Annotated in this window: 12 protein-coding genes and 1 tRNA gene; 10 read left to right on the top strand and 3 right to left on the bottom strand. The window is 60.5% G+C overall.

Going from position 1 to position 12,160, the window contains the following annotated elements; genetic code table 11:
- Nucleotides 1-141 precede the first annotated feature (141 nt).
- From yajC to HFO71_RS17975, 5 genes are all read left to right on the top strand, one after another.
- Complete coding sequence (gene yajC / locus HFO71_RS17995) at nt 142-489, top strand: preprotein translocase subunit YajC (protein WP_003539006.1); 348 nt, start codon at nt 142-144, stop codon at nt 487-489.
- Between the two features lie 45 nt (nt 490-534).
- Nucleotides 535-3,075, top strand: a complete 2,541-nt coding sequence (secDF, locus tag HFO71_RS17990) for a protein translocase subunit SecDF (protein ID WP_168258309.1) — start codon at nt 535-537, stop codon at nt 3,073-3,075.
- A 4-nt stretch (nt 3,076-3,079) separates the two neighbouring features.
- Complete coding sequence (locus HFO71_RS17985; RefSeq protein WP_003539009.1) at nt 3,080-3,466, top strand: Mth938-like domain-containing protein; 387 nt, start codon at nt 3,080-3,082, stop codon at nt 3,464-3,466.
- Between the two features lie 2 nt (nt 3,467-3,468).
- Nucleotides 3,469-4,326: a phytoene/squalene synthase family protein gene (locus HFO71_RS17980; protein ID WP_077981163.1), complete on the top strand. Its 858-nt coding sequence runs from the start codon at nt 3,469-3,471 to the stop codon at nt 4,324-4,326.
- A 71-nt stretch (nt 4,327-4,397) separates the two neighbouring features.
- Complete coding sequence (locus HFO71_RS17975; protein ID WP_168258310.1) at nt 4,398-4,865, top strand: hypothetical protein; 468 nt, start codon at nt 4,398-4,400, stop codon at nt 4,863-4,865.
- 10 nt (nt 4,866-4,875) lie between these two features.
- Here HFO71_RS17975 and trmFO read toward each other — a convergent pair whose 3' ends face one another.
- From trmFO to HFO71_RS17960, 3 genes are all read right to left on the bottom strand, one after another.
- Nucleotides 4,876-6,309: a methylenetetrahydrofolate--tRNA-(uracil(54)-C(5))-methyltransferase (FADH(2)-oxidizing) TrmFO gene (trmFO, locus tag HFO71_RS17970; RefSeq protein ID WP_131640229.1), complete on the bottom strand. Its 1,434-nt coding sequence runs from the start codon at nt 6,307-6,309 to the stop codon at nt 4,876-4,878.
- Nucleotides 6,310-6,402: 93 nt separating this feature from the next.
- On the bottom strand, nt 6,403-6,546 hold the full coding sequence (locus HFO71_RS17965; RefSeq protein ID WP_003539017.1) for a DUF1127 domain-containing protein: 144 nt from the start codon (nt 6,544-6,546) through the stop codon (nt 6,403-6,405).
- A gap of 295 nt (nt 6,547-6,841) precedes the next feature.
- Complete coding sequence (locus tag HFO71_RS17960; protein ID WP_003539019.1) at nt 6,842-6,988, bottom strand: DUF1127 domain-containing protein; 147 nt, start codon at nt 6,986-6,988, stop codon at nt 6,842-6,844.
- Between the two features lie 869 nt (nt 6,989-7,857).
- Here HFO71_RS17960 and HFO71_RS17955 point away from each other — a divergent pair.
- From HFO71_RS17955 to HFO71_RS17935, 5 genes are all read left to right on the top strand, one after another.
- The gene (locus HFO71_RS17955; protein WP_221988245.1) at nt 7,858-8,961 is read left to right on the top strand and encodes a DUF2157 domain-containing protein; all 1,104 of its coding nucleotides are present in this window, start codon (nt 7,858-7,860) and stop codon (nt 8,959-8,961) included.
- Nucleotides 8,958-9,548, top strand: a complete 591-nt coding sequence (locus HFO71_RS17950; RefSeq protein WP_077981159.1) for a GDYXXLXY domain-containing protein — start codon at nt 8,958-8,960, stop codon at nt 9,546-9,548. Before HFO71_RS17955 ends, HFO71_RS17950 begins: the two co-directional genes overlap by 4 nt.
- A gap of 153 nt (nt 9,549-9,701) precedes the next feature.
- Nucleotides 9,702-9,786: transfer RNA gene (locus tag HFO71_RS17945), tRNA-Leu, on the top strand.
- Between the two features lie 200 nt (nt 9,787-9,986).
- Nucleotides 9,987-11,465: a trigger factor gene (tig, locus tag HFO71_RS17940; RefSeq protein WP_168258311.1), complete on the top strand. Its 1,479-nt coding sequence runs from the start codon at nt 9,987-9,989 to the stop codon at nt 11,463-11,465.
- A gap of 175 nt (nt 11,466-11,640) precedes the next feature.
- Nucleotides 11,641-12,063, top strand: coding sequence for a nuclear transport factor 2 family protein (locus HFO71_RS17935; protein ID WP_168258312.1), 423 nt, complete (start codon nt 11,641-11,643; stop codon nt 12,061-12,063).
- The last annotated feature ends 97 nt before the right edge of the window (nt 12,064-12,160 follow it).

Raw genomic sequence — 12,160 nt, 5'->3', positions numbered from 1 at the left:
TTTTGACGGCGGAAAGGTTATGAGGCAGCGGAATCGGTACTGTTTCCGGCTGTTTCTGTTGCATTCATCGAAGCCGTAACTATAGTCCGGCAACCTGAAAAGAGAGGCGGAGTTCCGCCGCCCAAGCCTGAGGAGTTTAGCATGTTCATCACCCCGGCATTCGCCCAGAGCGCGACCGATACCGCAACGGGATTCGGCGGCTCCGGTTTCGAAATGATCATCCTGTTCGTGCCGCTGATGGTCGTCTGGTACTTCCTGCTGATCCGTCCGCAGCGCGCGCAGGCAAAAAAGCGTGAGGAGACCCTGAAGGCGATCCGTCGCGGCGACCAGGTCGTCACCGGTGGCGGCCTCGTCGGCAAGGTCACCAAGGTGATCGACGAAAAGGAAGTCGAAGTCGAGATCGCTGACGGCGTGCGCGTGCGCATCGTCCGCAGCGGCATCTCCGAAATTCGCGTCAAGGGTGAACCGGTCAAGGCCGACGCGGCGTAACAAGCGATAACCGCAGGACCGCCGGATCGGAAGATCGTCGAGAGAATGTTGCATTTTTCCCGCTGGAAAACACTTCTGATTTGGCTGGTCGCGTTTGCGGCCATCGTCGCCGCTGCGCCCAATCTGATGACTGAGGCGCAGCGATCTTCCTTGCCGAACTGGTTGCGGCACGACCGCGTAGTGCTTGGTCTCGACCTGCAGGGCGGCTCGCATATCGTTCTGAAGGTCGAGCGTTCCGATATCGTCAGGGACCGCCTGGAAGAGGTGGTCGCCGATGTGCGCAACGCGCTACGCGGCGCCGGCATCCGCTATACCGGGCTGACCGGCAATGACCAGACCGTTACCGTGCGGATCACCGATGCGGCCCAGACACAGGCGGCGGTCGATCTCCTGAAGCCTTTGACGACGGCTAGTGGACATTCGGGACCTGAGGTCGCCCTGCAGCAGGGTGACCAGGGGCAGCTCTCGCTGCAGATTTCCGACGCCGGCATTACTGCTGACCTCGCTTCCGCCCGGACCCGCTCGCTCGATATCGTTGGCCGCCGCATCGCCGGATTGGGCAATGATAATTTCCTCGTTCGCCCCGATGGCGCCGACCGCATCGTCGTGCAGGTGTTGGGATCGATCGATGCGGAGCGGCTGAAGAACATCCTCAACCAGCCGGCCAAACTTTCCTTTCATCTGATCGACGAAAGCATGTCCGGGCAGGAGGCGCTGAACGGCCGCTGGCCGGCGACATCGCAGGTGCTCTATTCGCTTGACGATCCGCCGGTGCCGTACCTTGTCGACCGCACAGCTTTCATCACCGGCAGCAACATGGTCGATATAGAGCCTGTCGTCGATCCACAGACACAGGACACCTCGATCGCCTACCGTCTCGATGCCGAAGGCAAAGAGCGGCTGGCGCAGGCGACGGGGCAGAATATCGGCAAGCACCTTGCCATCGTCTTTGACGACCAGGTGATGTCGTCACCGGTCATCGATGCGGCGATCACCGGCGGCGAGGGCCGGATTTCGGCAAACTTCTCCGAGGGTGGCGTCCGCGACCTTGCGATCATGCTGCGCGCCGGCGCCTTGCCGGCGACGCTGACCAGCGTCGAGGAACGCAGCGTCAGTCAGAGATTCGGCGCCGATTCCATCTTCAACGGTCTCGTTGCCGGCCTCGTCGCCGTCGTATTGGTCGCGGCATTGATGATCGCGCTCTATCGCATCCTCGGCCTCATCGCCGTCGCCTCGCTCTTCCTCAACCTGATCCTCATCGTCACAGTGCTCAGCCTTGCCGGCGCGACGCTCACCTTGCCGGGGATTGCCGGAATCGTGCTGATCGTCGGCATGGCGGTCGACTCGAATGTTCTGATCTATGAGCGAATCCGCGAAGAGGAAAAAACCACCCATTCCTTTGCGGAGGCCGTCGGACGCGGTTTCTCGCGCGCATTCGCAACCATCGTCGACGCGAACGTCACGATCTTCATTGCCGCCATCATCCTCTTCTTCCTCGGCAGCGAATCCATCCGCGGTTTCGCCGTGACGCTCGCGATCGGCATCCTGACGACCGTTTTCACGGCTTTCACGCTGACACGCTCGATCGTTGCCGTCTGGTTGAGAAGGCGCCATCCCCGGCATCTGCCGAAGAGCGTTCTGACGCACCTTTTCGAACACGCCAATATCCGCTTCATGGGGATCCGCCGTTATGTCTTTACGGCGTCGGCGGTCATCTCGCTGATCGCCATGGCCGCCTTTGCCACCGTCGGCCTGCATCTCGGCATTGATTTCACCGGCGGTTCGCTCATCGAGGTGACGGCGAAGCAAGGCAATGCCGACATCGCCGATCTCAACGCGCGCCTTAATGATCTCAATCTCGGTGAGATCAATGTCGAGCCCACGGGCGGGCCGGCGAATGCGCGGATCCGCATCGCTTCCCAGGGCGGCGGCGAAAATGCCGAGCAGTCGGCGGCGACGCTGGTGCGCGGCGAGCTCCAGGAAGATTATGACTTTCGCCGCGTCGAGGTCGTCGGCCCTGCCATCTCGGGCGAATTGACGATGATGGCGACGCTCGGCGTGCTTGCAGCACTTGCGGCGATCCTGATCTACATCTGGATCCGCTTCGAATGGCAGTTCGCGGTCGGCGCCATCGTCGCAACGCTGCACGATGTCATCATCATGCTCGGCCTCTTCGTCCTCACCGGCATCGAGTTCAACCTGACGAGCGTCGCCGCCGTGCTGACCATCGTCGGTTACTCCCTGAACGATACGGTCGTGGTCTACGACCGAATGCGCGAGAATCTGAAGCGATACAAGAAGATGCCGCTGTCGATCCTGATCGATGCTTCGATCAATCAGACGCTGTCGCGCACCGTTCTGACCGCGGCGACGACGCTGATCGCCTTGCTGGCGCTCCTTCTCTTCGGCGGTGAAGTCATCCGTTCCTTCACCTTTGCGATGCTCTTCGGCGTTGCTCTCGGCACCTTCTCTTCGATCTATATCGCCGCTCCTGTCTTGATCGTCTTCCGGCTGCGGCCAGAGGCTCCCGACGGGGAAGAGAGCAACAAGACGGATGCTGGTGTAAAATCCGGCACGGTGGTTTGAAAACATGGCAAAAGGCATAGAAATCCGCGCCGCGCATTTCCCCGGGCGCGCTCCGATCGATGCTTACGGCAATGGCGGCTTTCGTTTTGCCGACATGTCGCATCGCGGCTCGATCCTTTGCCTGCCCTCCGGCATTCATGGCTGGGATATGGACATGTCGAAACCGCTGTCGCCTGAAAATTTTCGTCGGGTGCTGGATGAGGCCGCCGATATCGAGGTTCTGCTCGTCGGTACTGGAACCGAGCTTCGCCGTCTGCCCGAAGAATTGAGGCTGGCGCTGAAGTCGCGCGGCATCTCCTCCGATCCGATGAGCACCGGGGCTGCAGTGCGCACCTTCAACATCATGCTCGCAGAGCAGCGTGCCGTCGCCGCGGCGTTGATTGCGGTCTGACGATGACTGATGCGCATATTGCGACCAACCAGGAGATCTGCCTGGCGATGCTGCGTGACAGCGATCGCGACCGCTATCTCGCCTGTCTGCTGTCGCCGGAGGAAAAGCGCGGCGCGCTCGCAGCTCTTTACGCCTTCAACGCCGAGCTTGCCCGCATCCGCGATCTCGTCCACGAGCCCTTGCCCGGTCAGGTGCGGCTGCAATATTGGCACGATCTTCTGGAAGGCAGCGCGCACGGCTCGACGGCGGCCAATCCCGTCGCCGCAGCACTTCTCACCGCAATCGAAACGCATCGCCTGCCGCGCACGACGCTGATCGACATGATCGAGGCCCGGACCTTCGATCTCTATGACGATCCGATGGAGACACGTCTTTCGCTTGAAGGCTATGCCGGCGAAACGGCATCGGCGCTGATTCAGCTCGCAAGCCTGGTGCTTTCGCCGGAGGAGGCCGCACGCTCGGCCGACGCCGCCGGCCATGCCGGCGTCGCCCAGGCGGTCGCCGGGCTGTTGCTGCTGATGCCGCTGCATCGCCGCCGCGGCCAGATCTATATTCCGCTGCAGATCCTTTCCGCCACCGGTCTCGACCGCGATGCCTTCCTCGCCGGCGAAGACAGGCCGCGCATCTCTGCCGCCATCGAGGCCTTCGCCGGCCTCGGTCGCGAACATCTGGCAAAGGCGAGGGCGGCGGGGCCGATTGCGCCGGCCGTCTTTCCAGCCTTCCTGCCGGCGACGCTTGCCGAACCGGTGCTCGTCATGGCGCAGAAACGCGGGGCCTTGGTGTTCGACCGGTCGCTGCAGCCGCCGCAATGGCGCCGCCAGCTGCGGATGGGGCTGGCTGCCGCACGCCGAAAAATCTGATATCGGTCAAATTCGCGCAAGTCTCGCGCGTTACAAGGCTTCCACCGCTACCCTTTGAACGGAGACTCGGCGTGGGCATTATCGTCTGGTGCGTCCTTTTCGTCATCGTCATTTTATTTGCTTTCGTGGCAACGCGCATGGCCGCGCAGAACAAGGAAGATGGCCTGCATGACACGGGCCTCGCCATCATCGAGTTCGGCCGTGCCTTTCCGAACGAGGCGATCCGTCAGCTGCAGGCGACGGAAAACGGCCAGGCCGTCTTTGTGCGCCTGCACGACAACAAGGCCGGCTTCATGCGCAATATGTCGCGCCATTTCTCCTGCCACGTGATCGAGCCGGGCCGGGTGCGCGTCATCGGCTCGGAAACGGGCAGGGGACTGGTGATCGACTTTCTCGATGCACCCCATCACAACGGCAATTTCGAATTCGCTACCGCCAAGGAAGCCTCGGAGGTTTCGCTCTGGCTGCTCGGCAATTATATCGCCGAGCCCGATAAGGACCTGCCGCCCGGCAATATTTCGGCGGCGAACCAGCAGTAGAAGTGGCTGCTCACGCGCTTTCGGCAAACGTCGAATTTTGGCCGAGCCAGGCGGCGCAGTCCGCTAGCGCGCGGCGTGCGATCAGCTGCCGCTTCATGATCGTCTTGTCCTTGCCGCGGAAGCGCTTGACGCCTTCGGGTTTGACGATCGAACCCGGCTGAAGCTCCGGAAACAGCCCGAAATTGATGTTCATCGGCTGGAACGATCGTTTGCCCGGCTCCTCGTCGGTGACGAGATGCCCGCCGGTGATATGACCGAGCAGCGAGCCGAGCGCCGTCGTCGCCGGCGGTAGCGAGATCGCCTCGCCCTTGCGTTCCGCGGCAGCGAAACGCCCGGCCATCAGCCCGACGCTGGCGCTTTCCACATAACCCTCACAGCCGGTGATCTGGCCGGCAAAGCGCAGGCCGGGCCGCGATTTCAGCGTCAGCGACGGATCGAGCAGGGTGGGGGAGTTGATATAGGTGTTGCGGTGCAGACCGCCGAGACGGGCAAATTCCGCATTTTCCAGACCCGGGATCATCCGGAAGATATCCGCCTGCGCGCCATATTTCAGCTTCGTCTGGAAGCCGACCATATTGTAGAGCGTACCGAGCGCATTGTCCTGACGCAGCTGCACGACGGCATAGGCCTTGACCGTCGGATTATGCGCGTTCGTCAGCCCCATCGGCTTCATCGGTCCGTGGCGCAGCGTCTCGCGGCCGCGTTCGGCCATCACCTCGATCGGCAGGCAACCGTCGAAATAAGGCGTGCCCTCCCATTCCTTGAAACCGACCGTATCGCCGGATATCAGCGCATCGACGAAGGCATTGTACTGCGCTTCGTCCATCGGGCAGTTGATGTAATCCTTGCCTGTGCCGCCGGGGCCGACCTTGTCGTAGCGCGACTGATACCAGCAGATATCCATATCGATGCTCTCGCGGTAGACGATCGGCGCGATGGCGTCGAAGAAGGCAAGCGAATCCTCGCCGGTTTCCGTCTGGATGGCGCTCGCGAGCGACGGCGCCGTCAGCGGTCCGGTGGCGACGATGGCTAGATCCCAATCCTTCGGCGGCAGGCCGGTGATCTCTTCACGCACGACGGTGATGAGCGGGTGGTCATGGACCGCTTTGGTCACCGCCTCGGAGAAGCCATCGCGATCGACGGCGAGCGCACCGCCGGCCGGTACCTGGCACCGATCGGCAGCGGCCATGATCAGCGAGCCCGCCATGCGCATCTCGGCATGGATGACGCCGACGGCATTGCTGGTCGCATCGTCGGAACGGAAGGAATTGGAGCAGACGAGTTCGGCAAGGCCGTCGGTCTTGTGCGCATCCGTGCCGCGCACCCCGCGCATTTCATGCAGGATGACCGGAACGCCGGAACCGGCGATCTGCCAGGCGGCTTCCGAACCGGCAAGCCCGCCGCCGACGACGTGGATGGGGGAATAGGAAGAGATCGTGTTCATTCCGGGCTGATATCATGTCGGCAGGTGCGATCCAACACCCTGGAATCAAAAACGGCGCCCTGGGGCGCCGTCTTGGAAGCATCGTACTCGCTATTAGCGGAACGAGCGGGATGCGATATTCCGGATGTCGTAGCGGCTAACGCCGATATCGGACAGGGTCTGGTTCGAAAGGCCGCCGAGTTCATTGAGCGTACGACGGTAGCTGAGCCAGCTTCTTGCAATGCGGATCGGGTTCATTGTCTTCTTCCTATGTCCGCGGGACGGCGGGATCGCCTGTCTCTCTGCGGTTGACGTTTATATAGGCGAGAACCGTCCGATTGTGCAGTGCAAATAAAAGGCGTCTGCCATGCAATTGTGCACTATGATGCTCTTCAATTAAGCAGAGGATATTTTTTGAGCGGGCTAACGAGTGGGAAAAACCTGCAACCGCCGCGGCAGCCGCATGCAGACAAAAGAAAACGCCCGCTGTGGGGACAGCGGGCGTTTCAATCGAGAACAATCCTGCTTGGGAGGAGCAGCGGATCGCCTGGAATTAGCGGTGAGAAGCCTCACGGGCAACGCGATGGATGTCCGAACGATCGATGCCGAGATCGTGCAATTCGCGGTTGGTCATGCGGCCGAGTTCCGTGACGGTCTGACGATACTTGCGCCAGTTATTGAAAGAGCGAGAGAAGTTCATGTTAAGCCCCTTTCCGAGGGTTTCATCCGCCAGCAGCCACCGATCGGCGCTGACCTCTATTTGATGACTGGAATATATGTTGCGACGCGAAAGACTAAAACAGACAAGTTTTCAGATCACCTATGCGACCCATGCAATGCTCAAAGGATATTTGACGCAGACTTACCATTTTTTGGTCAACGAATAGGCAGAATGACTTTTGAAAAGCAGTTCGACTGAGAGGGCGAATGGGGTGCCATAACAGAAAACGCTGCTTCCTCCGGTGATTCCGCCCGTGCTTCCGCTGCAAAGAGGCGTTCCGTTTCGCATTAGAAGTCGCCCACCCCTTCGCGGGGTTGGTGGGGCGGCGTGACGACAATGTGGCATGACGGCGCCATGCGACGAAAATCCTCTCGCCGCCAAGGTTTTAATGAAGCTTTGACTAAACAAAAACGCCCGCCGGGGGAGGATCCGGCGGGCGCGTTATGGTGACTGACAACTGGGAGGAGGAGTGTTGCCAGTCTATCGCAGCGCGCTGGGAGGAGGAGTGCGCGGCTACGAATCTCGTCACGGACAAAGCATCCGCGGGCGTCCGGCTAATGCCGGGCCGGGGCGCCATCCCCGTGCTTCGATGTGTCGATCAATAGTATGACTAATGAGTATTGTGCAGTGCAATAATTTCATGGGGGATATGCAGAGGTCGCATACCTCTCCGTCCATAGGCTTATACTAGTGCTTCTGACGTTAGCGGCCGGTTAACACTCGATACTATTTAGACCAATGAGGAACTTGTATATTGTCGCAAGAGCGTTTGCGAACACACGTGCTGCATCTATAACGGCGTGAGCTGCAGCGCCGCAGTCGACGTTGCGGAAATCGAGGGGTTGAGCATGTATCGCGGCAGATTGGAGCGGGATCTTTCGCTCTGGGTAGGCAAGGGCCTGCTCAGGCAGGAAACGGCAGGTGCGCTTCTCGCCGAATATGACAGCCGCCCGGCAAGCTTCAGCCTCGGCCGGGTGCTGATGGCGCTGGCAGCGGTGCTGCTTGCAGCTGCCATCCTGCTGGTCGTCGCCTCCAACTGGGAGGCCATCCCGCGCCTGGTACGCGTCGGGGGCATCCTTGCCCTGATCTGGGTGGTGCATATCGCCGCCGCCCGGATGCTTGCCCGCGGTGCGACAGCCGCCGCAGGCGGCTTGCTGGTCATCGGCGCGATGAGTTTCGGCGGCGCCATCTCGCTGGTCGGGCAGATGTATCACGTCTCCGGCGACCAGCAGACGGTGATGTATCTCTGGTTCGCGATTGCGACGGTCTCGGCGATCCTGTTCCGTTCAGCCGCCGTGACCGTCGTCGCCGGCTTCCTCTCCTGGGCGTCCTTCGCCGTCTATCTTCAGAATAACGACACGCATTGGATAGGTTTCAACCCCTGGATGGCGCCCGTCATGGCGGTGATCGTCATCGGGCTGGTGCGGTATACCGGCGCTGAGAGAGTCCGCCACCTGGCCTATCTGCTGCTCATCGGCTGGCTTGCCTGGCTCTATACTCTTTATGAGGAGATCGCCGTGGCGCTTGCTTTTGCAATCGGCGGCATGGCGGCCTTCGTCCTGACGGCGCTGCCCCCCCGGCCTATTGCCTCCTTGGTCAGAACCGCCGGTGCGGCTCCCGCCTTCTACAGCTTCCTCGTCGCCGTAATCGGCTTCCTGCTGCTGCATATCGAGATCGAGGACGGCTGGGGGCTGGTGGTGCTCGGAGTGGTGACGCTTGCCGCTTCCGTGCTGGCGATCGTCCTGCGTGGCAGGGATAATGGCGCGGTGCGATATCTCGCCTACGCGACCTTTGCCGCGGAGATGCTCTATCTCGCCTCCGTCACCGTCGGCTCGATCCTCGGCACGTCGAGCCTCTTCCTCTTCTCCGGTCTCGTGGTCGCGCTAGTTGCCTGGATGGTCATCCGTCTCGAACGGCGTTTTTCGGCGAGTGCACAGGGGGAGCGGGCATGAATTCGTTCATGGCAAAGCTGCAATCCGGCAAGGGCTATTTGCTTTCGGCCATCATCGTCGCGGGTCTGCAGACCCTAATCCTCGGCACGATCATCCAGAGCCGGGCGTCGATCCTCAGCGATGGCGCCGAAGTGCTGCTGAAGACGGCGCCCGTCGATCCGCGCGATTTCCTGCGCGGCGACTATGTCGTCTTGAACTACGACATTTCCTCGGTGCCGGTGCAGACGGTTTCCGGCGGCATTCCGGCTGAGGCCGGCGAGCGGGTGTTATGGGTCCGGTTGAAGAAGCAGGAGGACGGTTTCTGGACGGTGACCGAATCGTCCTTTCACGAACTGCCTCCGCAGCCGGAGACCGTGATCCTGCGCAGCCAGCCATTTTATAGCGGCGGACTTGCCGTCGGCGACAGCATGCGTGTCGAATACGGCATCGAGCGCTACTACGTTCCTGAAGGCGAGGGCAAGCCGATCGAGGAGGCCCGCAATGACGGCAACGTCGCCATTGCAGTGCGTGTCTCGCCTGATGGAAGCGCACAGATCCGCAGCCTTCTCGTTGACGGCAAGCCGGTTTACGACGAGCCGCTTTACTGATCCGGCGGCACTTCGGGGCAGGGCTGCTCCAGGGCTGCAAATCCCCTGTCATTTGCCGTTCATTTTTCCTTTGCCTCGACCAAATCGGGTGATATAGAGACGCCGCGCTCCGGAAGGCCTCATGCGCAGGCATAGGCATGCGGTTTTGTGAACGCGGGTATGGTGAAATTGGTAGACACGCCAGATTTAGGTTCTGGTGCCGCAAGGCGTGGGAGTTCAAGTCTCTCTACCCGCACCAAGCTGTTTGCAGGCGGGAGACTAAGAATCGGTTGTTCCAGAACAATTGAGAGTTGTCCCGAATAGCCCGCGAGTGCCATTCCGCTTTGGGCGGAATGATATGGAATTGGGAAAAGCCACGCGCGGCAGGATCGCCGGCGTCGTGCTCATCGAAACGAACGGCGTCTGGGCACGGCCGCCACGAAATGAAGGTAGGAAGACATGCAGGTTATCGAAACGCTCGCTGAAGGGCTGAAGCGCGAAATCAAGGTCGTTATCCCGGCCAAGGACATGCAAGACAAGATGAATGAGCGTCTTGCCGATGTGAAGGACAAGGTTCGCATCAACGGCTTCCGTCCGGGCAAGGTGCCTGCCGCTCACCTGAAGAAGGTCTACGGCAAGTCGATCATGGCCGACCTCGTCAACGAGATCGTCCGCGAGCAGCCGGCCGCCATCCTGTCCAGCCGCGGCGAGAAGTCGGCCACGCAGCCGGAAATCGCCATGACGGAAGACAAGGACGAAGCCGACAAGATCCTCGCCGCCGAGCAGGATTTCGAATTCACGCTCTCCTATGAAGTTCTGCCGCCGATCGAACTGAAGTCGGTCAAGGGCATCAAGGTCACGCGCGAAGTCATCGACATCTCGGACGACGAAGTCAACGAGCAGGTCCTGAAGGTTGCCGAAAGCGCCCGCGCCTACGAGACCAAGACCGGCAAGGCCGCGAACGGCGACCGCATCACCATGGATTACGTCGGCAAGGTCGACGGTGAAGCCTTCGAAGGCGGCACTGACCAGGGCGCCGAACTGGTGCTCGGCTCCGGCCGCTTCATTCCGGGCTTCGAAGACCAGCTCGTCGGCGTCAAGGCCGGCGCCGAGAAGACCATCACCGTGACCTTCCCGGCCGACTATCCGGCCAAGAACCTCGCCGGCAAGGAAGCGACCTTCGACGTCACTGTCAAGGATGTCGCAGCACCCGCCGCTGTCGAGATCAACGATGAACTCGCTTCCAAGCTCGGCATCGAGTCCGCCGATCGCCTGAAGGAGATCGTCCGTGGCCAGATCGAATCGCAGTACGGCTCGCTGACCCGCCAGAAGCTGAAGCGTCAGATCCTCGACCAGCTCGACGAGATGTACAAGTTCGAGACCCCGAACTCGCTCGTCGATGCCGAATATAACGGCATCTGGAGCCAGGTGAACAACGACCTCGCCCAGTCCGGCAAGACCTTCGAGGATGAAGACACGACCGAGGAGAAGGCTCGCGAGGAATACAAGACGCTCGCCGAGCGCCGCGTCCGCCTCGGCCTCGTTCTCTCCGAAATCGGCGAAAAGGCCGGCGTCGAAGTCAGCGAAGACGAGATGCAGCGCGCCATCTACGATCAGCTGCGTCAGTATCCGGGCCAGGAAAAGCAGATCCTCGAATTCTTCCGCAGCCAGCCGGGTGCCGCCGCTTCGATCCGCGCACCGATCTTCGAAGAGAAGGTCATCGATCACCTGCTGACCGAAATCGACGTCACCGACAAGAAGGTGACGAAGGAAGAGCTGCTCGCCGAGGAAGAAGGCGAAGCGAAGGCCGAAACCAAGAAGGCCGCACCGAAGAAGAAGGCTGCCGCCAAGGCCGAAGCAGCTGACGCCGGTGAAGAAGCCGCACCGAAGAAGAAGGCTGCTCCGAAGAAGAAGGCGGCTGACGAAAGCGCCGAATAATCGCTTTTCAGTTCAGAAGTTTGGAAGGCCTCGCCATGGTGCGGGGCCTTTTCTATTGTTCAGGTCAGTTCATTCTCGAACGCCTACTCCATTGTGTTTATTCATCCGGAACAACAAAAAGTTGCATTAGCGTACAATTCGATGCAGATTTCGCTGATGGTGGAGGGACCTGAAAATGACCGCAAAGCACGACATGAAGAAGCTCGTGGAGGAAATCTATGCTGTGCGTGACCGTGGCGATATCGAAGCTACGCTGGCGCTGATCGGCGAGAATTGCACCTTTCGCATGGTTGGCAATACACGGCTGGCGCCTTTTTCGACTGAATCAAGCGGGCATGCTTTTCGCCAGCGGATAACGCAGCTTATCACTGTATGGGATCTATCGAATATCAGGACAGCCGGCATCTATGTGGACGAGGATGAGCATATGGTCTTTGCCCACCGCGAAGGCGTGGTCAGGCACATCCCATCGGGCGTGAGCTTCCATACGGAATTCGTCGACAAGATCCATTTCCGAGATGGGAAACCGGTCAAGATCGTCGAATTCGTCGACACGCTGCAAGTGGCCGAGACCACCAAGATGATCCAAGTCGCTTAAACGGCAAGTCGGAGCTTTCAAAGCGCGTTGTCAAACTTGATTGATGCGACGCGCTTTAGCGACATGTATCGGCTTGCCGCCCATGTGTTCGGGCGTC

The sequence above is a fragment of the Rhizobium laguerreae genome (assembly GCF_019778565.1).
GTDB lineage: Bacteria > Pseudomonadota > Alphaproteobacteria > Rhizobiales > Rhizobiaceae > Rhizobium > Rhizobium laguerreae.
Note: the sequence above shows the minus strand (reverse complement) of the source record. Positions and strands in the feature narration are given on the sequence as shown.

Bases quoted from the DNA above. Each gene is read 5' to 3' on its own strand.
- yajC (WP_003539006.1), top strand. From the start codon at position 142: ATGTTCATCACCCCGGCATTCGCCCAGAGCGCGACCGATACCGCAACG.
- secDF (WP_168258309.1), top strand. From the start codon at position 535: ATGTTGCATTTTTCCCGCTGGAAAACACTTCTGATTTGGCTGGTCGCG.
- HFO71_RS17985 (WP_003539009.1), top strand. From the start codon at position 3,080: ATGGCAAAAGGCATAGAAATCCGCGCCGCGCATTTCCCCGGGCGCGCT.
- HFO71_RS17980 (WP_077981163.1), top strand. From the start codon at position 3,469: ATGACTGATGCGCATATTGCGACCAACCAGGAGATCTGCCTGGCGATG.
- trmFO (WP_131640229.1), bottom strand. From the start codon at position 6,309: ATGAACACGATCTCTTCCTATTCCCCCATCCACGTCGTCGGCGGCGGG.
- HFO71_RS17965 (WP_003539017.1), bottom strand. From the start codon at position 6,546: ATGAACCCGATCCGCATTGCAAGAAGCTGGCTCAGCTACCGTCGTACG.
- HFO71_RS17960 (WP_003539019.1), bottom strand. From the start codon at position 6,988: ATGAACTTCTCTCGCTCTTTCAATAACTGGCGCAAGTATCGTCAGACC.
- HFO71_RS17955 (WP_221988245.1), top strand. From the start codon at position 7,858: ATGTATCGCGGCAGATTGGAGCGGGATCTTTCGCTCTGGGTAGGCAAG.
- HFO71_RS17950 (WP_077981159.1), top strand. From the start codon at position 8,958: ATGAATTCGTTCATGGCAAAGCTGCAATCCGGCAAGGGCTATTTGCTT.
- tig (WP_168258311.1), top strand. From the start codon at position 9,987: ATGCAGGTTATCGAAACGCTCGCTGAAGGGCTGAAGCGCGAAATCAAG.
- HFO71_RS17935 (WP_168258312.1), top strand. From the start codon at position 11,641: ATGACCGCAAAGCACGACATGAAGAAGCTCGTGGAGGAAATCTATGCT.